This window comes from Alteromonas sp. LMIT006, assembly GCF_024300645.1.
Lineage (GTDB): Bacteria > Pseudomonadota > Gammaproteobacteria > Enterobacterales > Alteromonadaceae > Opacimonas > Opacimonas immobilis.
This window is the reverse complement of sequence record NZ_CP101291.1, coordinates 2,180,703-2,206,670: the sequence shown is the minus strand read 5'-3', so window position 1 is coordinate 2,206,670 and position 25,968 is coordinate 2,180,703. Positions and strand designations below refer to the sequence as shown.

Below are 25,968 nucleotides of genomic sequence, written 5' to 3'. Positions count from 1 at the left end.
TTGCTATTTTATCACAGGCCAAAACCGAAAAGGAACGTATGACGATAATTTCCCACACAGTGCAAGGCATTGCTACCCAAGATGGAGCAGGTGTAAAACTAAAACGAATTATTGGGCAGCCTTTATTACCAAGACTCGATCCTTTTTTGATGCTAGATGAATTCGGTTCAGATTCTGCGCAGGATTATATTGCTGGATTTCCGCCACATCCACATAGAGGTTTTCAAACTGTCACTTATATGTTGCAAGGCAAAATGAGACATAAAGATTCAGTCGGAAACTCAGGTCTTATTGAAGACGGTGGTTTGCAATGGATGAACGCAGGCAGAGGAATTATTCATGAAGAAATGCCTCAACAAACGCATGGTGTTTTGCGCGGGTTTCAGTTGTGGGTCAATTTGCCTGCGCACCAAAAGATGAGTGAGCCGAACTATCAAGATATTCCTAGCTCAATGATTCCAGAGGTTATTTTAAAAGCCGGTAAAGTGAGAGTGTTAGCTGGCCAGTTTCACAATATTGACGGAGTTGTGAATACAACAGCGGTCAAACCTCAGTTTTGGGATGTACATTTGACTCAAAAACAGGCATTTCATGCCGATACAGACCCTGAACAAAGTGGTTTTATTTATGTCTACGATGGTGAGGTCAACATTGCCACTAAAACAATCACTAGGGGTATTTGTGCAGTACTTTCGCTGAGTGAAACAATCTCTGTTAATGTTGAAAGTGAGGCAAAGTTTATATTTGTCAGTGGCAAGCCAATTAATGAGCCAATCGTGCAATATGGACCATTTGTGATGAATACTGAAGAAGAAATCCGTCAGGCTATTACCGATTATCAAAATGGACAACTGACATAAAAATTGTCTAGATGATTTGGCGAATATGCGACTGATTGACTACACTTTAAAGACATTTGTGAGTAAAGGAATACAACAATGATCCCTGTTATTTTAGCCGGTGGTTCAGGTAGTCGCCTGTGGCCCAAGTCTCGTGTTGCTTATCCCAAGCAATTTTTGAAACTCACCTCTGAACAAAGCATGTTACAAGACACCCTTACGCGTTTGCCTGTGAGTGGTACTTCTGCGCCATTACTTATCTGCAATGAAGAGCATCGTTTTTTGGTCGCGGAACAACTGCGTCAGATCAATCATCGGCATCAAGGCATTATCCTAGAACCTGTTGGTCGAAATACGGCGCCTGCGATTGCCCTGGCCGCCCTACAATCGGTACAAAATGCTCATGACCCCATGTTGTTGGTGTTGGCTGCCGATCACTTGATACAAGATGAAGAGGCGTTTCATCAGGCCTTAGTTAAAGCCCGTACGCTTGCTGAACAAAATTATTTGGTTACTTTTGGGGTAGTACCAGAAGCACCTCATACAGGATATGGTTATATCAAAAGCGGTAGTTCAGTCTCACATAAAGAAACGTTATTGGGCTATCAAGTAGCGCAGTTTGTCGAAAAACCCAATTTGGCAACGGCACAAGATTATGTGCAAAGTGGAGACTACTACTGGAACTCGGGTATGTTTATGTTCAAGGCACGGGCCTATTTAGCCGCATTGAAGATCCATTCACCTGAAATTCTTCTTGCTTGCGAGAGGGCACTTGAAGGGGCTGAACAAGATTTAGACTTTATTCGGGTTGCAGATGAGGCATTTTCTGTTTCTCAAGACGATTCGATTGATTATGCCGTCATGGAAAAAGCAGAAAATGTAGCCATGGTTCCGTTACAAGCCGGTTGGTCTGATGTGGGGGCGTGGTCATCTTTGTGGGATGTGGCAGAAAAAGACTCTTCTGGCAATGCGTTCGTGGGTGATGTCTTGGCCACACAGTCACACAACAATTACGTGAATGCAGAGGGGCGTCTAGTTACGTTAGTAGGATGTGATGACATGGTTGTGGTTGAAACCAAAGACGCAGTATTGGTTGCTAAACGTGATGCAGTACAAGATATCAAAACCATTGTCAATCAACTCAAGGAACAATCTCGTCCAGAATTCCAATTCCACAGAGAGGTATTCCGTCCATGGGGAAGTTACGATTCGATAGATAATGGCGAGCGTTTTCAAGTTAAACACATCACAGTCAAGCCAGGTGAAAAGTTATCTGTACAAATGCATCATCATCGTGCAGAGCATTGGATTGTGGTTTCAGGCACGGCGAAGGTTACTTTAGGTGAAGAAACGCTTTTGATATCAGAAAATGAATCTACCTATATTCCGATCGGTGAGGTACACGCTTTAGAAAACCCAGGCAAAATTGAACTGGAATTAATCGAGGTGCAATCAGGAAGCTATCTTGGCGAAGACGACATTGTGCGCCTTTCAGATCGTTATGGTCGCAGGAAAAGCTGATTATGGGTTCTAACTTTTACGGTTAATCTAGAATCGTCATCACAAAGTGGCTGGCCGCAACGACTGCGGTCAGTATTATTCTCAATTTACTGTAGTCTTTTACCCAATCTTTTGGAATCAAAAGAAACAACCTTTCATAAAACACCAAACTGACAAAACTTAACGTTAGAAAAGTAAGAGCCGTATTGTTAGATAAAAAGCTGACGGCAAACCAGCCAAAGATACTCGGTAGCATGGCAACGTAAAGCATGTGCGGAGTATGTCTCTCCATTAAGGCATTAAGCCATAATACACCACCTAAGAAAGATAAAATCAGTGCTGAATATTGCTTAAAATAAAACACACCTTGACTATATGAGATGAACTCAATGGTAATTAATAACGGAATAGTTAGAAAAGGAATCAGTCCTGCAACACCTAACAGCCAAGCTTGAAATGGTAATCGATAGGAGCTTTCTGGTTCGGGGACACTTGAATTGTGAGACATCTTTTCATTCCATCTTCTGCATTGTGCAAATTCTATCAAGCGAACACAAAAAAAGCACTCTGAAGAGTGCTTTTATAGAATATTAGCTAATTAATTTTTATCAATTGGCTGATAAGTACGTTGTGTTTCACCTGTGTACATTTGGCGAGGGCGACCGATCTTTTGACCTGGCTGGCTCATCATTTCATGCCAGTGTGAAATCCAACCAACGGTACGTGCAAGTGCAAAGATACATGTGAACATGTTTGTTGGGATGCCGATTGCTTTTAATACGATGCCTGAGTAGAAATCAACATTAGGGAATAATTTTTTCTCTGCGAAGTACGGATCAGACAGAGCGATGCGCTCCAATTCCATTGCCACGTCAAGTAACGGGTCGTCTAGTTGCAATTCAGCAAGTACTTCGTGGCAAGATTCACGCATGACTTTGGCGCGAGGGTCTGTGTTTTTGTAAACACGGTGACCAAAGCCCATTAAGCGGAATGGATCAGACTTGTCTTTCGCACGAGCAATGAACTCAGGAATGCGGTCAACTGTACCGATTTCTTCTAGCATGTTCAAACATGCTTCATTGGCACCACCGTGCGCAGGTCCCCACAACGACGCAACACCAGCAGCAATACATGCATAAGGGTTTGCACCAGAAGAACCAGCTAGACGAACTGTTGAGGTGGAAGCATTTTGTTCGTGATCAGCGTGCAAGATGAAAATGCGGTCCATTGCTCGTTCAACCGCTGGGCTGATGTGATAATCTTCGGCAGGTACAGAGAACATCATGTTTAAGAAGTTCGCAGCATAAGAAAGATCGTTGCGAGGATAAACAAAGGGTTGTCCGATGGAATACTTATATGCCATTGCGATAAGGGTTGGCATTTTTGCAATCAAACGATGCGCAGAACGAATGCGTTGTTCAGGACAAGAAACATCTAAATCACTGTGATAAAAAGATGATAATGCACCAACAGTACCACATAACATCGCCATCGGATGCGAATCATTCAAGAAACCGTGGAAAAACTTACCGATTTGCTCGTGCACCATAGTATGGCGTGTGATGGTATTTTTAAACTCTTTATATTCTTCAGAAGTTGGTGCGCTACCGTGGAGGAGCATATAACACACTTCTAAATAGTCTGATTTTTCAGCAAGTTCACCAATTGGAAAGCCACGGTGTAGTAATACACCCTCAGCACCGTCGATAAAAGTAATAGAAGAATCGCAAGAACCTGTAGCTAAGAAACCTGGGTCGTATGTAAAATACCCAGTACTGCCTAATGTGCGAATGTCGATGACATCATTTCCAGCAGTCCCTTGTAAAATTGGAAGTTCTACTTCCTTGTCACCAATAGTAAGAATGGCTTTATCTACTGCCATATTTTGTTCTCCTCAGATTGTTTCTTTACATATCTTAACTGCGTTATGTAAATAAATAAACCTTTTGCAAAGGGGCGTATTTGTAAGGGTAAAGTAACATTAAGTCAATTTTTATGACAATTTCCTTAATAAATGGTGTAAATTGCCATTTATTATACTGTTCATGATCATTTACTTTGCTACTAATGTCTTAACTAGACACAGAAAATTGTAATTGTATAATGCCCTCGGTATACTTACATTGCTAAGTGTATCTGATGTTGAAGGAATATATTTAGCTTACAAAACGTTAACAAATGGTTAACATTTGTGGTTTTTTGGATGAAACAACGATTTATAGCAATTAACGTTAAATTTACAAACATCTATGTGACACGTTTGAAAATAACGTCAATGTTAAAAATCCCTACGAATGAGAAATAGGCAAGTTATTGTGAAAAAGCAAAGACCCGTAAATTTAGATTTAAATACGATTAAATTTCCACCGTCTGCTATTTCATCGATTTTACACCGTGTAACAGGTGTGGCGATGTTTTTTGCTTTGTTGTTTGTTATTGCAGCATGGGCAGTCTCTTTGAGCTCAGCCCAAGGTTTTGCGGACGTACAGGCAGCAATGAACGGTTTTTTAGGTAAGTTCATTACCATCGGCACAATTTCAGCCTTAACCTATCATATTCTTGGCGGTGTACGCCATGCAATCATGGATATGGGACACTGGGAAGAGCTGGAATCAGGTAACAAAAGCGCGCAAATCGTCATTGGCGCTTGGATTGCTCTAACATTAATCATAGGGGTGGCATTGTGGTAACCAATCAAGCAACAATCAAACGCGACGGCGTCCAAGACTGGGTGTCATTACGCGCTACAGCACTTATCATTATGCTGTTTTCTTTCTACATCGGTTGGTTTTTCATCACCACTGACACAGTAACTTATGACGTGTGGCAAGGTTTCTTTGGTTCGTTAACGACCAAGGTGTTTACTCTTGCGGCATTAGTCTCAGTCATGTTACACGTTCGCATAGGCCTATGGCAGGTACTAACGGACTACATTAAGCCAGCTGGATTACGTGCTGGTTTACAATACGTGTTAAATATTATTGCCTTCGTTTATGTAGCGGTAGGCTTATTTGTACTTTGGGGAGTGTAAGAGACGATGGGTATTCCAGTTCATGAATTCGATGCCGTTGTAATCGGCGCAGGCGGTGCGGGTATGCGCGCTGCTTTACAAATCTCTCAATCAGGTCAGTCTTGTGCTTTGCTTTCCAAAGTATTCCCGACTCGTTCTCACACTGTGTCTGCACAGGGTGGTATCACAGTAGCACTGGGTAATTCTCATGAAGATAATTGGGAATGGCACATGTACGATACGGTCAAAGGTTCTGATTATATCGGTGACCAAGATGCGATTGAATACATGTGTAAAACCGGCCCCGAAGCTATTATTGAAATGGAAAACATGGGTTTGCCTTTCTCTCGTACTGAAGAAGGTCGTGTTTACCAACGTCCATTTGGTGGCCAGTCTAAAAACTTTGGTGGTGAGCAAGCTGCCCGAACTGCGGCCGCAGCAGACCGTACAGGTCATGCCTTATTGCATTTGCTTTATCAGCAAAATGTTAAAAACAAAACCAAAGTATTCTCTGAGTGGTATGCGCTTGATTTAGTTAAAAATCAAGACGGTGCTGTGGTTGGTTGTACTGCAATAGACATCGAAACGGGCGAAGTGGTGTACTTCAAATCCAAAGCGGTTGTCTTAGCAACAGGTGGTGCTGGCCGTATCTACGCGTCTACTACCAATGCTCACATCAATACTGGTGACGGTGTTGGAATGGCACTTCGCGCAGGTGTTGCGGTTCAGGATATGGAAATGTGGCAGTTCCACCCAACGGGTATAGCAGGCGCAGGGACCTTGGTCACTGAAGGCTGTCGTGGTGAAGGTGGTTATCTTCTAAACAAAGATGGCGAGCGCTTCATGGAACGTTATGCACCAAATGCCAAAGACTTAGCTGGCCGTGATGTCGTTGCACGCTCAATGATGACTGAAATACGTGAAGGTCGCGGTTGTGATGGTCCTTGGGGCCCACACATCAAGCTCAAACTTGACCACTTAGGTAAAGAAGTCCTTGAGTCGCGTTTACCTGGTATCCTTGAATTATCTCGCACATTTGCACACGTTGACCCGGTCAAAGAGCCGATTCCAGTTATCCCAACGTGTCACTATATGATGGGTGGATTACCAACTAACGTTGATGGTCAAGTCATCAATATCGACGACAATGGCAATGACGTCCCAGTCGAAGGTTTATTTGCTTGTGGTGAGATCGCCTGTGTGTCTGTACACGGTGCCAACCGTCTTGGCGGTAACTCACTTCTTGACTTGGTTGTATTCGGTCGTGCTACTGGCTTACACCTTGGCGATAAACTGAAAGAAATCAGCGTATCTCGCGACGCGTCTGAATCTGATTTGGAATCGTCATTATCACGCTTTAATCGTTGGGAATCATCAGCAGTTGGTAAAGGTGAAGACCCAGTTCAAATCAAGAAAGACATGCAGCAGTGTATGCAATTAAACTTCTCGGTATTCCGTGAAGGCGATGCAATGGCTGAAGGTCTTAAAGAATTAAAAGAAATCCGTGAGCGTTTACAATATGCTCGTTTGGATGATAAGTCATCAGACTTCAACACTCAGCGTATCGAGTGTTTAGAGCTAGATAACTTAATGGAAACAGCGTACTCAACAGCAGTTGCAGCGAACTTCAGGACGGAAAGCCGTGGCGCGCACAGCCGCTTCGACTTCCCAGAGCGTGATGATGATAATTGGTTATGCCACTCTATCTACCGCCCTCAAACTGAAGGCATGACTAAACGTGACGTTAATATGACGCCTAAATTGCGTGAAGCCTTCCCGCCGAAAGCGCGTACATATTAAGGAGAATGAAGATGCAACTTAATTTTTCAATTTATCGCTACAACCCTGATATCGATGATAAGCCTCGTATGCAGGAATACTCGTTAGAGGTTGAAGAAGGTCAGGATATGATGGTTCTTGACGCACTTTTGGCGCTCAAGGAACAAGACCCAACTTTATCTTTCCGTCGCTCCTGTCGTGAGGGCGTCTGTGGTTCTGATGGTATGAACATGAATGGCAAAAACGGCCTGGCATGTATCACTCCATTATCAGCTTTAGGCAAGGGTACAATTGTTGTTAGACCTTTACCGGGGCTACCAGTTGTTCGTGACCTAGTCGTTGATATGACGCAGTTTTATAACCAGTACGAAAAAATCAAGCCATTCTTGATTAATGATAACAAACAGCCTCCAGCACGTGAGCACCTTCAGTCTCCTGAAGAACGTGCAAAGCTAGACGGTCTTTATGAGTGTATTTTATGTGCATGTTGTTCGACTTCGTGCCCATCATTCTGGTGGAACCCTGATAAATTCATTGGGCCTGCTGGTTTGTTACACGCCTATCGCTTCTTAGTAGATAGTCGTGATACTGCGACTGAAGAACGATTGAATGATCTGGATGATGCGTTTAGTGTATTCCGTTGTCACGGGATCATGAACTGTGTCAGCGTTTGTCCGAAAGGATTAAACCCGACCAAAGCCATCGGTCAAATCAAATCGATGCTTTTACAACGAGCTGTTTAGTTGTAATAAAGGCTGACAGCAAGTCGGCCTTCAGTTCCTAAATAGCTATCCCGTGACATGGATGGCTATTTTTTTGCACAAAATATTGAAACAATGGACGTGGTCACAGCAAGACTACACATCACAAATAGGAAACAGGGCATAATCGATGCAACAAAGCACAATGCAAGCTTGGTGGGAATCCTCACACATGGCAGGTGCAAATGCGGCCTATGTAGAAGAGTTATTTGAACTCTATCTAGAGGATCCGCAGAGCGTTCCAGCTACTTGGCAAGAAGTATTTGATTCTTTACCAAAAGTTGATGGCGTTTCACTTGACGCCAATCACACTGAAATTCGCGAACAGTACCGCAAACTCGCCGCACTTGGTCCTATTGCCCGCGCTGCTTCAAGCGCTCCACAGCAAGTGGGTGTCGCAGGCGATGAAAAACAGGTCAAAGTGTTACAGCTCATCAATGCCTATCGCTTCCGTGGGCATCAACACGCCAACCTTGATCCACTCGGTTTATGGCGTCAAGAGCGTGTGCGCGATTTAGAGTTGTCTCATCACAACTTGTCTGAACAAGATTTTGATACGGTATTTAATGTCGGTTCTTATGCAATCGGTAAAGACAAAATGTCTTTAGGCGAGTTGTATAAATCACTGAATCGTACTTACTGTGCTTCGATTGGCGCAGAATATATGCACATCACGGATACCGAGCAAAAGCGTTGGTTGCAACAGCGTATTGAATCGGTTGAAGCGCGTCCTGAAATTTCTCGTGATGAGAAGATCAAGATATTAAAAGGCTTAATTGCTGCGGACGGTATGGAAAAATACCTGGGCTCTAAATTCCCTGGTGCAAAGCGTTTCTCGTTAGAAGGCGGTGACTCTTTAATTCCAATGCTGAAGGGTCTTATCAATGAAGCCGGTGCATCGGGCTCAAAAGAAGTCGTTATCGGTATGGCTCACCGTGGTCGATTAAATGTACTCGTTAACGTGTTAGGCAAAAACCCATCTGTCCTATTCGATGAGTTTGCCGGTAAGCATGATGAATCATTAGGCGCAGGTGATGTGAAGTACCATGCTGGTTATTCATCTGATTTTGCAACAGATGGCGGCAATGTTCATTTAGCACTTGCCTTTAACCCATCGCATCTTGAGATTGTTAATCCTGTGGTGATGGGCTCTGTAAAAGCGCGTTTAGAGCGTCGTGGTTCAGAAGGTACTAAAGTTTTGCCAATCACTATTCACGGTGACTCTGCAATTGCAGGGCAAGGTGTGGTACAAGAAACCTTCAATATGTCACAAACACGCGCATATTCGGTGGGTGGTACAGTACGAATTGTTATTAATAACCAAGTTGGTTTTACTACTAACAAAACCGAAGATACGCGTTCGACTCAGTACTGTACTGATATTGCCAAAATGGTTCAGGCGCCTATTTTTCACGTTAACGGTGATGATCCAGAAGCCGTTGCGTTTGTGACGAAGCTTGCGCTGGATTATCGCAATAAGTTTAAACGTGATGTTGTCATTGATTTGGTGTGTTATCGCCGTCATGGCCATAATGAAGCGGATGAACCCAATGCAACGCAACCTTTGATGTATCAAAAGGTCAGAAAACACCCCGTGCCTCGTGAGTTGTACGCACAACAATTGACTGCAGAAGGCAGTGTTGAACAGCACGAAATCGATAAACTCATTACTGAGTATCGCGCAGCCCTTGACCACGGTGCTTGTGTGGTAGAAGAGTGGCGTCCAATGACCGAGCACTCAGTTGATTGGACTCCGTTCTTAGGGCACGACTGGGATGTTGCTTATGACGGTAAATTACCGGTAGAACGTCTAATTGAATTAGGTCAGCGTATTGTTGATATCCCTGCTGAGCACAAGTTGCACTCTCGTGTCAAAAAACAGTATGACGACCGTCGTGCAATGGTTGAAGGCGAACGCTTACTCGATTGGGGTATGGCAGAAAACCTAGCCTATGCGTCATTGGTAGCTGAAGGCACCGATATCCGTATTACCGGTCAAGACTCTGGCCGTGGAACCTTCTTCCATCGTCATGCCGTATTGCACAATCAAACGGATGCAAGCGTCTATTTGCCACTACAAAATATTGCGCCTGAACAAGGCCGTTTTGAAGTGCACGATTCAGTACTTTCTGAAGAAGCTGTACTGGCGTTTGAATACGGTTATTCAACTGCTGAGCCCCGCACATTAACCATTTGGGAAGCCCAATTTGGTGATTTCGCAAACGGTGCGCAGGTCGTATTTGACCAGTTCTTGTGTTCTGGTGAAGCCAAGTGGGGTCGTCTATGTGGCTTGACCGTATTATTACCACATGGTTATGAAGGCCAAGGCCCTGAGCATAGCTCAGCCCGTTTAGAGCGTTTCTTACAGCTATGTGCTGACCACAACTGGCAAGTGTGTGTGCCATCAACTCCGGCACAGGTATACAATATGCTGCGTCGTCAAGCAGTGCGCCCGATGCGTCGTCCGTTGATTGTCATGTCGCCTAAATCACTTCTACGTCATCCATTAGCGGTCTCGTCAATGGAAGAATTAGCAGAAGGCGTCTTCCACAACGTCTTGCCTGAGATTGATGATATCAATCCGAAGAAGGTCAAACGCGTTGTGATGTGTTCGGGCAAAGTATACTACGACTTACTTGAAAAGCGTCGTGAAAAAGAACTAAGCGACATCGCTATTGTACGTATTGAACAGCTTTACCCATTCCCATCTGCTGAGATGCAGAACGTGGTAGAGCAATACAAACACGTAAAAGACTGGGTATGGTGCCAAGAAGAGCCGAAAAATCAAGGCGCTTGGTATTGTTCACAGCACCATTTTTATGAGTCAATCCCTGCTGGAGCGACATTAACTTATGCCGGACGAGACGCATCAGCATCTCCAGCGGTTGGCTACATAGCCGTTCACAATCAACAGCAAAAAGCGTTGGTTGAAGACGCACTCAATATTAAATAAGGACAAACACAATGACTACTGAAATTAAAGTTCCCGTTTTACCAGAGTCGGTAGCGGATGCAACGGTTGCAACTTGGCACGTAAAAGCTGGTGATACAGTTACTCGTGACCAAAATCTTGTTGATATTGAAACCGATAAAGTGGTTCTAGAAGTGGTTGCACCTGCTGATGGTGTGATTGCTGAAATCCTTCATGAAGAAGGCGCAACAGTATTAGCTGAACAAGTCATTGCTAATTTGACTGAAGGTGCAGCTGCTGCGCCAAAAGCTGAGGCAAGTGCTTCGGCTGAAGCGCCTGTAGCGTCAGGTAAAACCGAAGACATTAAAGTTCCAGTACTACCTGAATCTGTAGCGGATGCTACCGTTGCAACTTGGCATGTAAAGGTTGGCGAGCCAGTTTCTCGCGATCAGAATCTTGTCGATATTGAAACCGATAAAGTAGTACTTGAAGTCGTTGCTCCTGCGGATGGTACTTTGATTGCAATCAGCGCAGAAGAAGGTGCGACGGTCACTGCAGAAGAAGTGATTGCACAGTTTGCACACGGTGCAGCGCCAGCTGCGGCTGCGCCTGCAGCAGCGGAAGAAGTGTCAAATGATGATAACGATGCACTTAGCCCTTCAGTTCGCCGTTTACTAGCCGAAAAAGGCGTTGACCCAGCGAAAGTAAAAGGCACAGGCAAAGGTGGACGTATTACAAAAGAAGACGTTGAGCAATTCTTAAAAGGTGGCTCGGTTCCTGTGGCGACAGCTCCAGTAGCAGAAGCAGCCGTAAACCTTGGTGGTGAGCGCTCAGAAAAACGCGTACCAATGACGCGTTTACGTAAGACAATCGCTAACCGTCTATTAGAAGCGAAAAACTCTACAGCGATGTTGACGACATTCAATGAAATCAACATGAAGCCTATCATGGATTTGCGTAAGCAATACCAAGACGGTTTTGAGAAGCGTCACGGTATTCGTTTAGGCTTTATGTCATTCTATGTTAAAGCTGTAACAGAAGCATTGAAGCGTTACCCAGAAGTGAATGCATCTATTGACGGTGATGACATTGTTTATCACAACTATTTTGACGTATCCATTGCAGTTTCTACGCCTCGTGGTCTAGTGACTCCAGTACTTAAAGATACTGATGCGTTAGGTATGGCGGATATCGAAAAAGGTATTAAAGCACTTGCGATCAAAGGTCGTGACGGCAAGTTGTCTTTAGACGAATTACAAGGCGGTAACTTCACTATCACTAACGGTGGGGTATTTGGCTCATTGTTATCAACACCTATCATCAATCCTCCTCAAAGTGCCATTTTGGGTATGCACAAAATCCAAGATCGCCCAGTAGCGGTGAATGGCAAAGTTGAGATCTTACCAATGATGTACTTGGCATTATCGTATGATCACCGCATTATCGATGGTAAGGAATCAGTTGGCTTCCTAGTGACAGTCAAAGAGATGTTAGAAGATCCAACGCGTCTACTACTTGATGTATAGTTAGACTTTGGTCTTTTAGAGTTTTAGACCGATGTTACATCACGTATCATCGGTCTTGTTTTGAGTGTTTTATACCCATGAAACATTCTTTTTAGCAACGAATGGACGTATTAACGTCTGATTTTTAATCAAAAAAGCGGATAGAAAACATGAATTTGCATGAATATCAAGGCAAGCAATTATTCAGAGAATATGGCTTACCTGTTTCTGAAGGATTCGCAGCAGCTACGCCAGAAGAGGCAGTTGCAGCGGCAGATAAAATTGGCGGCGACATGTGGGTCGTTAAATGTCAAGTTCACGCAGGTGGACGTGGCAAAGCAGGCGGTGTAAAGCTTGTTAAAGACAAAGCAGACATCAAAGCGTTTGCAGAGAACTGGTTAGGTAAAAACCTAGTAACGTATCAAACAGATGAAAATGGCCAGCCAGTTAGCCGTATCTTAGTTGAATCATGCACAGACATCGCTCAAGAGTTGTACTTAGGTGCAGTGGTTGACCGCGCTTCTCGTAAAATTGTTTTCATGGCATCTACCGAAGGTGGTGTTGAAATTGAAACCGTTGCAGAAGAAACACCTGAGAAAATCCTTAAAGCTGAAATCGATCCATTAGTGGGTCCTCAGCCTTACCAAGCTCGTCAAATTGCATTCAAGCTTGGCCTGCAAGGTGTACAAGTTCGCCAGTTCACAAACATTTTCATGGGTCTTGCGAAAATGTTTGAAGATTTAGATTTGGCATTGATCGAAATTAACCCGCTAGTGATTAAAGAAGACGGTGATTTACACTGTCTAGACGCCAAATTAGGTGTGGATTCAAATGCGCTTTATCGTCAAAAGAAAGTCGCAGAAATGAACGATCCTTCTCAAGAAGACGAGCGTGAAGCTCATGCAGCTTCTTTTGAGCTTAACTACGTTGCCCTAGATGGCAATGTAGGCTGTATGGTGAACGGTGCTGGTCTGGCAATGGGCACGATGGACATCGTTAACTTGCACGGCGGTAGCCCAGCAAACTTCCTAGATGTGGGTGGCGGCGCGACCAAAGAGCGTGTTGCGGAAGCGTTCAAAATCATCCTATCTGACAGCAATGTTAAAGCAGTATTGGTTAACATTTTCGGTGGTATCGTACGTTGTGACATGATCGCTGAAGGTATCATCGGTGCGGTGAAAGAAGTTGGCGTAAATGTACCTGTGGTTGTGCGTTTAGAAGGTACGAATGCCGATTTAGGTCGTGAAGTACTTGCTTCTTCTGATTTGGATATTATTGCAGCTGAATCTCTTACAGATGCAGCTCAGAAAGTAGTTGCAGCGGCGGAGGGCAAATAATGTCAGTTTTAATTAATAAAGATACTAAAGTCATCTGTCAGGGCTTCACTGGTGGTCAAGGTACGTTCCACTCAGAGCAGGCGATTGAGTATGGCACACAAATGGTGGGCGGTGTTACTCCTGGTAAAGGCGGTACTACGCACCTAGGTCTTCCTGTATTTGATACCGTAGCAGATGCAGTAGCAGCGACTGGCGCTACCGCAACAGTTATCTACGTACCAGCACCTTTCTGTAAAGATTCAATCATCGAAGCCGCTGATGCAGGTATCGAGCTAATCGTATGTATTACTGAAGGTATTCCTACGATTGACATGTTGTATGTCAAAGAATACATCACGCAAAAAGGCGTGCGTATGATCGGTCCAAACTGCCCAGGTGTTATCACTCCGGGTGAGTGTAAGATTGGTATCATGCCTGGTCACATCCACAAGCCAGGTAAAGTAGGTATCGTTTCACGTTCTGGTACGTTGACTTACGAAGCTGTTAAGCAAACGACTGATGAAGGTTTTGGCCAATCTACGTGTGTAGGTATTGGTGGTGACCCAATCCCTGGTTCTAACTTCATTGACGTACTTGAAATGTTCCAAAACGACCCAGGTACTGAAGCGATTGTGATGATCGGTGAAATCGGTGGTACAGCAGAAGAAGAAGCGGCTGAGTACATCAAAGCAAACGTGACTAAGCCTGTTGTTTCTTATATTGCAGGTGTAACGGCTCCAGCAGGTAAGCGTATGGGGCACGCGGGCGCTATTATCGCAGGTGGTAAAGGGACTGCGGATGACAAGTTCGCAGCACTAGAAGCGGCTGGCGTAAAGACCGTTCGCTCTCTTGCTGATATCGGCAAAGGTCTGCGCGAAATCACTGGTTGGTAATTTAACCAAGCTTAATGAAATACAAGCCCCTTACTCGTTTGAGTAAGGGGCTTTTTTCTGCTATTTTACAATGTGATCATAGTAATCATGTCGATTTGGCTTTTCATAATATGGACCATACGGTTTCATGTAATCATCCGGGATAAATGCATCCTTGTATACGCCACCATTTACCTTTTTCCATTCAGACGGCTTAATAACCACCATTTGTTGTCGTTGCATGATATTTTTTCCTCTTAATAAAGTGCATTGATTGCAAAGCGATTATGAAATAACAAAATACAGATGTCTGCTGACCAAAATATCGGTTTACACGTTCATTGTTGTTACATAAATGTTATGAATACGTATGTATAAAGTTGTAGTTGTGTCCTATTTTTTTTATCTTGAACTGTGATAAACAGCGTGAGTTTCGTGCTAAATCTCGTAACTCATATTTTTACAATGGGAATGGGACACACTAATGAATAAATTTAGACCCAGTATGATAACCGCTGCACTAGCTGCCAGTGGGTTAGTAATGGCAACACCGTTACTTGCTCAGGACGCAGAGGAAGCACCAAAAAAAGAGGAAGTAGAAGTAATTGAAGTCCGTGGATTTTCTACGAGCTTAATTAAATCACTCAATCAAAAACGTTTTGGTGACACGGTATCAGAACAATTATCAGCTGACGATCTCGGTGGTCTACCTGATGTATCAATGGCGGATGCATTAACGCGTCTTCCAGGTATATCTGCGGTACGTACCGGTGGACAGGCTGCGGAAATCAACATCCGTGGGTTATCTGGCGATTTCGTTTTTTCAACCCTTAATGGAAGAGAACAGGTCTCTACCTCAGGTGACCGGTCAATCGAATTCGACCAATATCCTTCGGAATTGATCAGTTCTGCTGCGGTATACAAATCGCCAAAGGCGTCTTTGATTGAAGGCGGTGTTGCCGGTACGGTTGAGCTTGTTACGGCGAGTCCGCTGAGCAATGACCAAACTCATACATTTGGTCTGAATGTGCGTGGCATGACCAACGACCGTTCGGACGAAGTGTCTGATAACTCTGATTTTGGTAGTCGTTTGAGTTTTTCTTATCAAGGCAAATACCTTGATGATACCTTAGGTCTAGCCCTTGGTTATGCCCGTTTGTTTCAACCATCGGTCGCGACGCAGTATATTGGCCTAGCACCAGGTGGCACTCGCATTTATGAAGGCCAAGAAGTCACTGTTTCCGAAGGTTTCGAGATGCAGCATAAGGGCGGCGAAGAAACCCGAAACGGTTACATGGCAGCCATAGAATGGCAGCCAGTGGATAATTTCCGCTTGAAATCCGATTTTTTCTTGTCGCGCTTTGATTCAGAACAATTTGCACGTGGTTTCCGCGTGAAGCTCGCTGCGAATCAAGCCTCATTAGCTAATCTAACTGTAAACCCCAACGGGTTTGTGACCGGTGGTACGTTTACACGTAACTCATCTAGTGCGACACGTGTTGAGTTAGTAAACGATGACAACCAAGATTTTGATGAAGTGAAAAGTTATGGTGTCAATGCTCAGTGGGATATTAATAATGATTGGTCAGTCAGTTTTGACGCATCCTATTCATCTGCATCGTCTGATTTCCGCAATGGTTTGTTATGGTCCAATGTGGCAGTCGATGCGAACGCTGACACGGCTGTGTTTGATGAAAATGTCCAAATCAGCTATCAAAATAACGGTTTAGATTTACCAGATATTGGTTTCAGTCAGTTTGATGCCTTCAGCGACATCAACCGGGTGATGGCCAGTAAATATGGTATTTATCCTTATCAAAACGAAGATGCGATAGAAGCGCTCCGTTTGGACTTCAAATACTTAGTGGATAGTGATTACATCTCTTCTATTGAGTTTGGTGCGCGTTACTCTGACCGCGAGTATTCTTCAGACCGTTCTGTGTTTGAGTACGGTTCAGATTCGGGCTTCCCACGCAATCAACCGCCACTGCGTTTGACCTCTGATATGGTGGAAGTGGTGGATTGGAAAGGTGAGTTTAGCTACTTCCCTAGTTACCTATCGATTGACTTGGATAAAGCGCTTAATGCATGGTTCCCATCAGGTATTCCACAGCCAGTGCAAACGTGGGGGACCTCTCATCCTGGTGTAATCAATAGTCCTACTCCTGGTCAAGGTCCAAATACGGCATGGTCAGTGACAGAGTCAGGCTCTGTATTTGAAGAGGTCACTTCGGCTTACATCATGGCGAACATCGACGCAGAAATTGGCGATTTACCAGTAACGGGCAATATCGGTGTTCGCATGGTGGATACTAAGCAATCTTCCACTGTCTTACGGGATGTGTCAGAAAATATTGAAGACGAATTAGGCAGAATTATTGATAAACGGGGTAATCCTGAAAATGGTGCGCAATATCTGACTGACGAAGCAGGCCTAATCAACGATTGGTTTGCGTTTGATATTATAGGCGATTCGTATCGTGATTACTTGCCCTCATTAAACTTGAACTTCAAGATTTCAGACAATGAACAGATTCGTTTTGCTGCTGCCAAGGTCATGGGGCGTCCGCCAATCAATCGTTTATTTGCCAATGCAAATGTGCGTGTATCGGATGTGTTTGCATCCATTGATGAAGACACTGGCGACATCGTACTGACCAAACCAACGGCAGAGATCAACGGCTCGAGTACCAACAGTCCGTTCTTGCGTCCGTTCTATGCGGATCAGTTCGACTTGTCTTATGAGCGTTACTTTGATGAAACTGATGGTGCCTTTGTCGTAGCGTTATTCTACAAAAACATCAAATCCTTCATCGATGAGTTTGGGATCACCCCGTATGATTTTGCTGCAAATGGATTTGATGTGCCAACAGAGGTGTCGGTCACGGTATTGGACGAAGATGATGAGCCAGTATTGGATGCATCAGGCGACCCAATTACTGTGATTGTTCCAACTGAAAACGGAACATACACAACGGCAGTCAATAATGCTGAGGGTGGTTACATTCGCGGTATTGAAATTGCCTACACCGAGATCTACTCAAATTTACCGGGACTTTGGGCTGGTTTAGGGGTCAACGCAAGTTACTCGTATACCGAATCTGAGATCACACGTACCACAGGTAATGGTGTATATACGAGCGACTTACAAGGGCTTTCCAAGCAAGTTGCAACGGTAACTGGTTTTTGGGAGCACGACGGGTTTGAAGCGCGTATAAGTACTCGCTATCGCGACCCATTTGTGTCACAACAAGTTGCCGTGAATGAACAAGTCGTAAACTTCGATAAAGAAATCGTTGTGGACTTGCAGGCATCTTATGAAATTAACGAAAACCTAAGCGTGTTATTCCAAGCGAATAACGTGACTGACGCACCAACTAAAACGTACTTTATCGATGAGTCATTGACCGGTACGATTCAGTATTTTGGTACTCAGTACTTCTTAGGCATGACCTATTCACTATAATATCGGAGTAATAAGATTATGTTTAAAACATTCCGAAAAATGGGTGCAGTAGTACTCGTGCTTGGTACTTTAGGCCTTGCAGGCTGTGGTGGCGGTTCAGATATTGAATCTGGCGTGCAACTATTAGCTTGTTCTGCGCCAAATGTACCCAATGCGCAAGGTACTGCTTGTGTGCCTCCTCCTCCGATTCAGTGTGCTGCACCAACAGTACCTGACGCGGCCAATGAAAACTGTGTGGTTGGTGTGAATACATCATTGCCGGATCCATCTGTTTTTCCAACAGACCGTCAAGCGGTGTTGTATTATAACCGCGCAGCAGCCGGTGCGCCGAATACCACTAACGATGCGTCATATGAAGGTTGGCGTTTGCATACTTGGAACAACGATGCGTGTGATGCCCTTGAATCAAGTTCGCTTGCCGCATCTTGGGACAATGGTTTAGTGCACAACGGGGTTGATCCTAACTATGGTGCATACTGGATCTTGAACTTAAAAGAGGGTTTTGGGAGCTGCCATAACTTCATTATCCACATCGGTACTGACGATGCGGGTAAAGAAATGGGCGGTGCAGACTTTAAAGCTAAGTTATTGGACGATCCTGAAGCGCCAGCACCGACCGAAGATGAAGCCCGTTTTGCGCGCATGAACTTCACGCTTACTGGTGAGCCAACGGTTTTTGAATTCCCAATTATTTCTTTGGGCGAGCGTCCAGTTCAGATTGACGGCATGGCCGCACACTGGATTGATGCGACGACGATCGTTTGGGATGCACCAGATGCGGTTGAGTCAGTCAAACTACACTACTCATTATCTGCAGGTATCGAGGCGACGTTAGAATCTGGTCTTAACGGCACAGCGGTTGATTTAACGGCCGTGGATTTGACTGATGCGCAGCGTGCAATTGACCCAGAAGTGACTGGTGCAAGTGCGTTTTCTGGCCCTTGGACAGTGGATGACGCGAAAGCGGTCTTAAAAGGTCAAGCCGTGCTTGGTGGTTATGATGTCGATGGTGCCTTAGTGGCAGCGACTGGCGTACAAATTGCTAATGCGCTTGACAGCATCTATACCGCTGGTGAAGCCGATGCGGACGAAGCAACGTTAGGTCTTATCTATGGTGATGATGGTATTACCGTCAACCTATGGGCGCCGACCGCACTATCTGTTACGTTACAAGTTTATAACGCTGAAAAACGTCTACAAGCATCGCATCCGATGACTGAAGATCCCATGACAGGTATCTGGTCTTACACAGGTACTGGCATGGATCGCATGTTCTACCGCTTTGCGATGACGGTGTTCCACCCGGTCACAGGTGACATTGAGTCATACGAAGTCACAGACCCGTACTCAGTTAGCTTAGGTGTGAATGGTCGTTTCTCACAGTTTGTGAATTTAAACGATGCTGATCTGAAGCCAGAAGGCTGGGATGATTATGCTGCGCCAACGATTGAGAATCCTGAAGATGCCGTGATTTATGAAGGTCACATTCGTGATTTCTCTGCACTTGACGCATCGACGCCAGAAGCGGTTCGCGGTAAATTCTTAGCGTTTGCACAAGAAGATACAGCGCCAGTGAATCACTTAAAAGCGCTTGCCGATGCAGGTGTGACTCACTTCCACATGCTTCCAGCGAATGACATTGCGACCATTGATGAACGCAGTGATCGTACTGTGGATTTGAACAGCACAGTGTTTGAATTGTGTTTGCTGAATCGTCGTTTGGACATCTGTGAAGACACATCGATTCGTGACATGACACTCCAGCAAGTGCTAGAAAGCTATGATCCGTTCTTAGATCCAGCTGCAGCACAGGAGCTAATGAATCAGGTCCGTAACTATGACCAGTTTAACTGGGGTTACGATCCGCATCACTTCAATGCGCCAGAAGGCTCATACGCAACCGACCCAGATGGTGTTGCACGTATTTTAGAGATGCGTACGATGATCAAAGCCTTGCATGAGATGGGTCTACGCACTGTACTAGACGTTGTGTACAACCACACGAATGCGTCTGGTCTGAGTGAAAAATCTGTCCTAGACAAAGTGGTACCGGGTTATTACCACCGTTACGACATAACATCTGGTGGCATTTTGCGTCAGTCGTGCTGTGACGATACAGAAGACCGTTCACGCATGATGGCGAAGTTCATGCAAGACTCTTTATTAATGTGGACCACGCAGTACAAGTTTGACTCGTTCCGCTTTGATTTAATGGGCTTGCACTCTGAAGAAACCGTCTTGGCATTGCGTGAAGCAGTGCAAGCAGTGGATCCGGACAATTACTTCTACGGTGAAGGTTGGACCATGGCTGACCGTGGTGCGACGCAAGCGACGCAAATGAACCTTGCGGGTAGCGGCATTGGTACATTCAATGACCGTATGCGTGAAGACATCCGTCAAGGCCAATTCTTTGCGCGTAACAGTGATGACAATGGTGCGAAGCTCGATAAAGGCGACCGTATCAAGTCAGGTATGGCAGGCACGCTTTCGGACTTCATTTTAGAAGACCAAAATGGCGTAGCGTCTAATACTTCAGCACTTGGCGGTTATGCAGCAGACCCTGCGGATATCATCAACTATGTGTCTAAGCACGATGGTAATACGCTTTGGGATCAGTTGCAGTATGTCTTACCCAATGACTTAACCATTGACCAGCGTGTGCGTGCGCACAATATGGCGCTAGGTTTACCGTTGATGTCACAAGGTATTCCGTTCCTACAGTTTGGTGGTGATTTACTGCGCTCCAAATCAATGGATCGTAACACTTATGATGCCGGCGACTGGTTTAACAAGACGGATTTCACTAAGACTACGAACAACTGGAACGTTGGTCTGCCGTTAGCGCAAGACAACCAAGGTGCGTGGGATGCGATTGGTGAGTTTGTTTATGGTTCAGACCGTGTTGCGACCGCTGAGCATATTGCGTTTGCTGGCGACGTGTTCCAAGAGCTATTGCGTATTCGCAGCAGCTCACCATTGTTCCGTTTAACTACGGGTGAAGACATCAAAGCACGTGTAGGTTTCCACAACATTGGTCGCTCACAACAGCCGGGTCTCATTGCGATGAGCATTGACGATGGTACCGACTTTGCTGATTTAGACGAAAACGTCGATGCCATCATGGTCGTTGTGAACAGCAACTATGAAGAAGCATCGATTCGTGTGAATACTGCGACGGGCTTTACGCTTCACGACATTCAAGCTGCTTCGGTGGATGAAGTCGTGCGTGGTGCAAGCTTTGCTGAAGGTACTGACGATGATGAAGGCAATGGTCTGTTTACAGTCCCAGCCCAAACCATCGCGGTATTTGTGAAAGAGCAGGGCACTGAGCAAGGTATGGGCTTATCGGCCTTCGCGACAGCAGGTGCACCAGACATTGTTCCTTATGGTTCAACGACGGTTTACCTACGCGGCAGCATGAATGGATGGGGCACGGCCACACCGTTTAGCTACGCAGGCGATGGTATCTATACAACGACCTATGACCTCACAGGTGGGGTAGAGGAGCAGTTCAAAGTCGCGGAAGCGGATTGGGCGAATCCAAACCTAGGTGCACCAGATGGTGAATCTGATGTGGTCACTGAAGGCAGTGCGTTTGCACTAGCGCCATCGAACAACAACTTGAAGTTCACAGCTGATGTGGACGCAACCTATGAGTTTGTGTTTGATGCAGCAGACCTAGACAACCCGACACTATTGGTACGTAAAGACAATCCTTACTTCGGTACGGCAGTCTATGTACGTGGTGGCATGAACGGTTGGGGTACTGGCAATGAAATGAATTACCAAGGCGGTAAGACATTCAGCGCGGTATTCAACCACGATGGTAACGACATCGAGTTCAAAGTTGCTTCAGAAGACTGGTCAACAGTCGACCATGGTGCGACGGAAGACACCGATGCAGCGCGTAACTTTACCGTAGGTTCATTACTCCAAGCCAACACCAGTGGCGGTCCAAACTTCCGCTTATTAGGTGCAGCTGCAGATGAGCTTCGCGTGACGTTAGATGTCTCTGACCCTGCGATGCCAATGATTGGTGTGTTCCAAAACCAATTCTTCGGCGCGACAGAGGTCTTCTTACGTGGCGGTATGAATGGCTGGGGTACGGCAAATGCATTTGCATTTGACAATGACTCTGGTACATACACTGTCGATATTGAGATTTCAGCGGGTGCGTATGAGTTTAAAGTCGCTTCAGACGATTGGGCGACAGTGAACTTAGGCGCACCAAGCGGTGAGCGTGATGTTGTGATTGATACGCCAGTAGGGCTAATCCAAAACAGTCAAGATAATTTCTTGTTTGATTTCCCTGCCAATGCGACGTACAAGTTCACGGTAGGCCCACCATTAACGGGTGTACCGAGCTTAACGGTGACACAAACCCCATAGGAAAAAATTCCTAATCGCAAAAGCCGCCATTTAATATGGCGGTTTTTTTTTGTATTCTAATATCTCTTTTCATTGTGAAACGATTCATAAGACGGTAAGCGATTTATGGATAGACGAACGGCTTTAAAATTATTTGCTAGCCTTAGTGCTTGTATAGCATTACCTCCTGTTTTTGCTGCAGCTAGCAAACCAAGAGTGACCGTGATCGGTGCAGGAATTGTTGGTAGCTCTGCTGCGTATTACCTGTCTAAAGCTGGCGCTGACGTGACGGTTATCGATCAACAGGCACCAGCAAGTCATTCAACACTTGGGACGTTTGCTTGGCTCAACGCAAGTTGGGCAAAACAGCCAAAACACTACCATTATTTAAATCAACTAGGGCTTAGCCAGTGGCGTGCACTGCAAGCTGAATTATCTATTCCTATTGATTGGCATGGTTCCATTGAATGGTTCGAGTCTACCCAGAGAAACCAACGCTTATCTGAGCAAATTTTAGAGCAGGAGCGTTGGGGTGAGCGTTCTAGTATGATTCATGCTGATGCAATCCGGGAGCTTGAACCTAATATTGTGATTGATGATGCAACGGTTGCAGCCTATGCTCAAAATGATGGTGCGGTGGATCCGGTTCAGGCGACCAAACAATTATTAGACGCAGCAGTACAGCTTGGAGCAAAGGTACATTTCCCAGAAGCAGCGCTTAATCCTGTCTTGAGAAATGAGCGATTAATTGGGGTAGAAACAAATCTTAGAACGATCCCATCAGACTTTGTCGTGATTGCCTCAGGTGCTGATCCACAGTTACCGGAGCATTTCTCTGGATTGCCTCTACCACAGCGATCGACACCTGGAGTTATTGCCTTTTCTGAACCAACAGAACGAATTCTTCATTCAGTAGTTGCAGCGCCGGGTGTTCACCTCCATCAACGCGCAGACGGTGTTGTTGTCATTGGTGAACAAGATGGTCCACCGGAGGGGCAGGCCCATACCATGCGTTTACAAAATCGTCCTAACCGCTTTCCTAATCAAAGCTTAGCATTGCAACATGGCAGGCAAATGTTGACAAGAGCAAGTCAGTACTTTCCAGCACTGCAAGAACTAACTCTAGCCGATGTCGTCATCGGCTGGCGACCTTTACCATTAGACGGCCATCCAGTATTAGGCTCATCACTGAAGCGTCCAGAGGTGTATATTGCAGTCATGCATAGTGGTGTATGTCTAGGTCCTTTGGCTGGAAAGATAATTGCTTCTGAATTGATTTATCAAAAACCTGTGGGGGGCATTGAACAATTTAGGCCAGACCGCCAGTTTGCCTCCACTGTTCGATATTGAACAATCTCAAAATGTTTGCATTATGGTGAGAGCTATCTATTCTATTAGAGTAGTCACTTATTAAATGACTTATGACTCATTTGTTACTGAATTCACACTAAGGAAAGTCGTATGAAAAAATCAATACAGTCCGTCTCTATTGTTTCGCTTGTTTTAACAGGAGTATTTTTATTCAGTGCCTGTTCAGAGCAACAGCAAGAAGAGTCCAAAGAAGCTGCAGACAAAGCCGTCGCAACTGCCGATGCAGCCGTTAAAAAGTCAGAAGAAACCTTTGCTGAATCGGACAAAATGATGGACAAAGCTAAAGCCGCAGTTGGTGTATACTCTGAAGAAGCTGCGGCTAAAGTGAGCGAATATACCGATGCGGCTAAAGCCAAAGTTGATGAAGGCAAAGCCATGCTCTCTGGTTTGAAAGACGAGGCAGAAGAGACAAAAAATGAGGCCAAATCTTTGCTTGAACAAGCGAAAGAAAAAGCCAAGGAGAAAGGTGACGGCGGCGAATAATCGTATATTCTGCAAAAAAAAAGGGTGTTTTACACGCCCTTTTTTATTGCATCGGGTATGATGCCTCGATTAGGGACTGTGCCCAAATCTGCATCTTTTGGAAACGACGCAAACAGGGGAATATCCACACCGATTTGTGTGTTAGGTAGTGTCAAAAAGAACATTGCCCCACCATTGATGCCACGCAAGTTACCGCCGGTAGGCTCACCAATAATCTCCACTCTGGGATGACCTTGATACGCGACAGCTTGATAGAAAGTGGCCGACGAGTTGGTGCCATCAACCCACAAACTGATCTTGCCAGTGAAGGGGGATTCTAAAACGGGTAGCTCAGGCTGAGTCGGTGAGACTGCTTCGTATCCATCAAGCACGCTATTACTCGCTGCTTGCGTCCATTCAGAGATATCTAACACACTGTTATCCCACGTATTGAGATAAGGGCGCAAATGCTCTGGCACCACCTGGTACTTGCTCATGTGCGTCCATTGGTCGGGTAAATCCGTCAGGCCCAAGTACGCATCTAAGGTTAAGCGAGCAATATCCATCCCGCCGCCGTTACCGCGAATATCGACAATGATGTGTTCGACATCGGCTGCTGCAAATGCCGCAAACGCTTCTGCATAAAAAGCTTGCCAGTCTAACGACATTTTGTAGGTGGCATAGGTACCAATGCGCAGATAGCCCGAACCGTCTTCTTGAATGCGATAAGACCAACTTTGGTTGATGTCCATTTCGGGTATTGCTAACGCTTCTAGGCGGCGCGTGCGTTCAGCCAAAGTAACCGCATCCACATTGATAAATAAGGGCTTGTTGCTGTTGGCCAAGCGTACTTTTAGACGATACGGTGTATCGGCTTGGCCAAAGAGTAATGGAAAATACGCATCAAACATTTGCCACGTACTGACAGGGTGCAGAGCGATTTGCGCATGACGATGGGCGTCATTGGCACCATCCGCGCTCATGTAAGGCAACATGGAATCAATAATGTCTGCAATTGGCTGATCGTTAATGGCTAGAATTTCGGTGCCGGGTTTGAGCAAACTTTTGCCCGACACATTGTGTGTTAAATACCAACGACCGTCTTGGTTATCAAACAAAAAGGGTAGTTTGTCTGCAGCGCCTTGTAAGAGCTGATCGATAAAGGCCGACTGGTTGTAAATCCCAGTATGCGTATGACCACATTGGATGGCAGCAACGTAGAGCGTGATCGCAAGGTAGGTGTCTTTGACACTCATAGGTTGTTTGAATTGCTGGGAAAGTGAGGCTTTGTGAGCTGACCACTGACTGTCGCTCATGTAGCGATTCAACCCTGGATGTAGTGTCTCAAGGACGTCATTCAAAATAGCCAAATCCGCTTGCAATTGCGCAGGTGTAAATGTATCCACATCTGAAAATGCCAGTGGGTCGGGCACGCCATAAGCGTGTGAAGTATAGGTGTGCTCATCGGTGAGTTTGATTTGACGAAAGCCCTGCAGCGATTCTGTTATGATTTCGGGGGGAGAAAGTAAGTCAGTTTGTTTAATTTGTGCAAATTTAAGACGCACACGCTCACCCACGGCCACTTCAGGTAACCATAGGCTAAGTTTAAAACCGTCTTTGTGACGTATCATGGGCGTTGGCTTGGTCATAGACAATGGTGCCGATTCACCTATGACAAATAAGCTGGGCGTTTCAATGCCTCTGACGGTGATATGTAGAGTCGCTGATAGACTTGAAAATGGGGCAAATAGCGCTAATAGGATAAAAATAAGCGTGTAAATGTGCTTGTGCATAAGTTCCTCCCTGAA

The 25,968-nt window shown here is 45.2% G+C and carries 18 protein-coding genes; 14 read left to right on the top strand and 4 right to left on the bottom strand.

The genetic code is table 11. The annotated features are described in order from the left end of the window. Nucleotides 1-38 precede the first annotated feature (38 nt). Nucleotides 39-860: a pirin family protein gene (locus NLG07_RS10275; RefSeq protein ID WP_254855359.1), complete on the top strand. Its 822-nt coding sequence runs from the start codon at nucleotides 39-41 to the stop codon at nucleotides 858-860. A gap of 78 nt (nucleotides 861-938) precedes the next feature. Further along, nucleotides 939-2,360: a mannose-1-phosphate guanylyltransferase/mannose-6-phosphate isomerase gene (locus NLG07_RS10270; RefSeq protein WP_254855358.1), complete on the top strand. Its 1,422-nt coding sequence runs from the start codon at nucleotides 939-941 to the stop codon at nucleotides 2,358-2,360. A 22-nt stretch (nucleotides 2,361-2,382) separates the two neighbouring features. On the opposite strand, the gene NLG07_RS10265 is transcribed toward NLG07_RS10270, so the two are convergent. Beyond that, a complete protein-coding gene (locus NLG07_RS10265) occupies nucleotides 2,383-2,847 on the bottom strand; it encodes a DUF3429 domain-containing protein (RefSeq protein WP_254855357.1) in 465 nt (154 codons plus the stop codon). A 90-nt stretch (nucleotides 2,848-2,937) separates the two neighbouring features. Next, nucleotides 2,938-4,221 carry a citrate synthase gene (locus NLG07_RS10260; RefSeq protein WP_254855356.1) on the bottom strand — a complete coding sequence of 428 codons (1,284 nt, stop codon included), beginning with the start codon at nucleotides 4,219-4,221 and terminating at the stop codon, nucleotides 2,938-2,940. Between the two features lie 433 nt (nucleotides 4,222-4,654). Between NLG07_RS10260 and sdhC the strand changes: the two genes are divergently transcribed. The 8 genes from sdhC to sucD all read left to right on the top strand — a co-directional run bounded on the left by sdhC (nucleotide 4,655) and on the right by sucD (nucleotide 14,514). After that, nucleotides 4,655-5,029: a succinate dehydrogenase, cytochrome b556 subunit gene (sdhC, locus tag NLG07_RS10255; RefSeq protein ID WP_254855355.1), complete on the top strand. Its 375-nt coding sequence runs from the start codon at nucleotides 4,655-4,657 to the stop codon at nucleotides 5,027-5,029. Next, nucleotides 5,023-5,370 (top strand): succinate dehydrogenase, hydrophobic membrane anchor protein, encoded by a 348-nt coding sequence (gene sdhD, locus NLG07_RS10250; protein WP_254855354.1) that lies wholly within the window; start codon nucleotides 5,023-5,025, stop codon nucleotides 5,368-5,370. Before sdhC ends, sdhD begins: the two co-directional genes overlap by 7 nt. A gap of 6 nt (nucleotides 5,371-5,376) precedes the next feature. Further along, nucleotides 5,377-7,149: a succinate dehydrogenase flavoprotein subunit gene (gene sdhA, locus NLG07_RS10245; protein WP_254855353.1), complete on the top strand. Its 1,773-nt coding sequence runs from the start codon at nucleotides 5,377-5,379 to the stop codon at nucleotides 7,147-7,149. An 11-nt stretch (nucleotides 7,150-7,160) separates the two neighbouring features. Then, on the top strand, nucleotides 7,161-7,871 hold the full coding sequence (locus tag NLG07_RS10240) for a succinate dehydrogenase iron-sulfur subunit (protein ID WP_254855352.1): 711 nt from the start codon (nucleotides 7,161-7,163) through the stop codon (nucleotides 7,869-7,871). Nucleotides 7,872-8,019: 148 nt separating this feature from the next. Beyond that, nucleotides 8,020-10,842: a 2-oxoglutarate dehydrogenase E1 component gene (locus NLG07_RS10235; RefSeq protein WP_254855351.1), complete on the top strand. Its 2,823-nt coding sequence runs from the start codon at nucleotides 8,020-8,022 to the stop codon at nucleotides 10,840-10,842. 11 nt (nucleotides 10,843-10,853) lie between these two features. Next, complete coding sequence (odhB, locus tag NLG07_RS10230) at nucleotides 10,854-12,326, top strand: 2-oxoglutarate dehydrogenase complex dihydrolipoyllysine-residue succinyltransferase (RefSeq protein ID WP_254855350.1); 1,473 nt, start codon at nucleotides 10,854-10,856, stop codon at nucleotides 12,324-12,326. Nucleotides 12,327-12,475: 149 nt separating this feature from the next. After that, nucleotides 12,476-13,642, top strand: a complete 1,167-nt coding sequence (gene sucC, locus NLG07_RS10225; protein WP_254855349.1) for an ADP-forming succinate--CoA ligase subunit beta — start codon at nucleotides 12,476-12,478, stop codon at nucleotides 13,640-13,642. After that, complete coding sequence (gene sucD, locus NLG07_RS10220; RefSeq protein ID WP_254855348.1) at nucleotides 13,642-14,514, top strand: succinate--CoA ligase subunit alpha; 873 nt, start codon at nucleotides 13,642-13,644, stop codon at nucleotides 14,512-14,514. The genes sucC and sucD overlap by 1 nt, the downstream gene beginning before the upstream one ends. A gap of 60 nt (nucleotides 14,515-14,574) precedes the next feature. Here sucD and NLG07_RS10215 read toward each other — a convergent pair whose 3' ends face one another. Then, nucleotides 14,575-14,736 (bottom strand): hypothetical protein, encoded by a 162-nt coding sequence (locus NLG07_RS10215; RefSeq protein ID WP_254855347.1) that lies wholly within the window; start codon nucleotides 14,734-14,736, stop codon nucleotides 14,575-14,577. A gap of 241 nt (nucleotides 14,737-14,977) precedes the next feature. Here NLG07_RS10215 and NLG07_RS10210 point away from each other — a divergent pair, with 241 nt between their 5' ends. The 4 genes from NLG07_RS10210 (at nucleotide 14,978) to NLG07_RS10195 (ending at nucleotide 24,181) form a co-directional block, all read left to right on the top strand. Further along, nucleotides 14,978-17,959 carry a TonB-dependent receptor gene (locus tag NLG07_RS10210; RefSeq protein WP_254855346.1) on the top strand — a complete coding sequence of 994 codons (2,982 nt, stop codon included), beginning with the start codon at nucleotides 14,978-14,980 and terminating at the stop codon, nucleotides 17,957-17,959. An 18-nt stretch (nucleotides 17,960-17,977) separates the two neighbouring features. Beyond that, the gene (gene pulA / locus NLG07_RS10205; protein WP_254855345.1) at nucleotides 17,978-22,348 is read left to right on the top strand and encodes a pullulanase-type alpha-1,6-glucosidase; all 4,371 of its coding nucleotides are present in this window, start codon (nucleotides 17,978-17,980) and stop codon (nucleotides 22,346-22,348) included. A gap of 105 nt (nucleotides 22,349-22,453) precedes the next feature. Next, the gene (locus NLG07_RS10200; RefSeq protein WP_254855344.1) at nucleotides 22,454-23,677 is read left to right on the top strand and encodes an FAD-binding oxidoreductase; all 1,224 of its coding nucleotides are present in this window, start codon (nucleotides 22,454-22,456) and stop codon (nucleotides 23,675-23,677) included. A gap of 111 nt (nucleotides 23,678-23,788) precedes the next feature. Then, on the top strand, nucleotides 23,789-24,181 hold the full coding sequence (locus NLG07_RS10195) for a hypothetical protein (RefSeq protein WP_254855343.1): 393 nt from the start codon (nucleotides 23,789-23,791) through the stop codon (nucleotides 24,179-24,181). Nucleotides 24,182-24,210: 29 nt separating this feature from the next. Here NLG07_RS10195 and NLG07_RS10190 read toward each other — a convergent pair whose 3' ends face one another. After that, nucleotides 24,211-25,953 (bottom strand): S41 family peptidase, encoded by a 1,743-nt coding sequence (locus NLG07_RS10190; protein ID WP_254855342.1) that lies wholly within the window; start codon nucleotides 25,951-25,953, stop codon nucleotides 24,211-24,213. Nucleotides 25,954-25,968: the final 15 nt, after the last annotated feature.

Bases quoted from the DNA above. Each gene is read 5' to 3' on its own strand.
- NLG07_RS10275 (WP_254855359.1), top strand. From the start codon at position 39: ATGACGATAATTTCCCACACAGTGCAAGGCATTGCTACCCAAGATGGA.
- NLG07_RS10270 (WP_254855358.1), top strand. From the start codon at position 939: ATGATCCCTGTTATTTTAGCCGGTGGTTCAGGTAGTCGCCTGTGGCCC.
- NLG07_RS10265 (WP_254855357.1), bottom strand. From the start codon at position 2,847: ATGTCTCACAATTCAAGTGTCCCCGAACCAGAAAGCTCCTATCGATTA.
- NLG07_RS10260 (WP_254855356.1), bottom strand. From the start codon at position 4,221: ATGGCAGTAGATAAAGCCATTCTTACTATTGGTGACAAGGAAGTAGAA.
- sdhA (WP_254855353.1), top strand. From the start codon at position 5,377: ATGGGTATTCCAGTTCATGAATTCGATGCCGTTGTAATCGGCGCAGGC.
- NLG07_RS10240 (WP_254855352.1), top strand. From the start codon at position 7,161: ATGCAACTTAATTTTTCAATTTATCGCTACAACCCTGATATCGATGAT.
- NLG07_RS10235 (WP_254855351.1), top strand. From the start codon at position 8,020: ATGCAACAAAGCACAATGCAAGCTTGGTGGGAATCCTCACACATGGCA.
- odhB (WP_254855350.1), top strand. From the start codon at position 10,854: ATGACTACTGAAATTAAAGTTCCCGTTTTACCAGAGTCGGTAGCGGAT.
- sucC (WP_254855349.1), top strand. From the start codon at position 12,476: ATGAATTTGCATGAATATCAAGGCAAGCAATTATTCAGAGAATATGGC.
- sucD (WP_254855348.1), top strand. From the start codon at position 13,642: ATGTCAGTTTTAATTAATAAAGATACTAAAGTCATCTGTCAGGGCTTC.
- NLG07_RS10215 (WP_254855347.1), bottom strand. From the start codon at position 14,736: ATGCAACGACAACAAATGGTGGTTATTAAGCCGTCTGAATGGAAAAAG.
- NLG07_RS10210 (WP_254855346.1), top strand. From the start codon at position 14,978: ATGAATAAATTTAGACCCAGTATGATAACCGCTGCACTAGCTGCCAGT.
- pulA (WP_254855345.1), top strand. From the start codon at position 17,978: ATGTTTAAAACATTCCGAAAAATGGGTGCAGTAGTACTCGTGCTTGGT.
- NLG07_RS10200 (WP_254855344.1), top strand. From the start codon at position 22,454: ATGGATAGACGAACGGCTTTAAAATTATTTGCTAGCCTTAGTGCTTGT.
- NLG07_RS10195 (WP_254855343.1), top strand. From the start codon at position 23,789: ATGAAAAAATCAATACAGTCCGTCTCTATTGTTTCGCTTGTTTTAACA.
- NLG07_RS10190 (WP_254855342.1), bottom strand. From the start codon at position 25,953: ATGCACAAGCACATTTACACGCTTATTTTTATCCTATTAGCGCTATTT.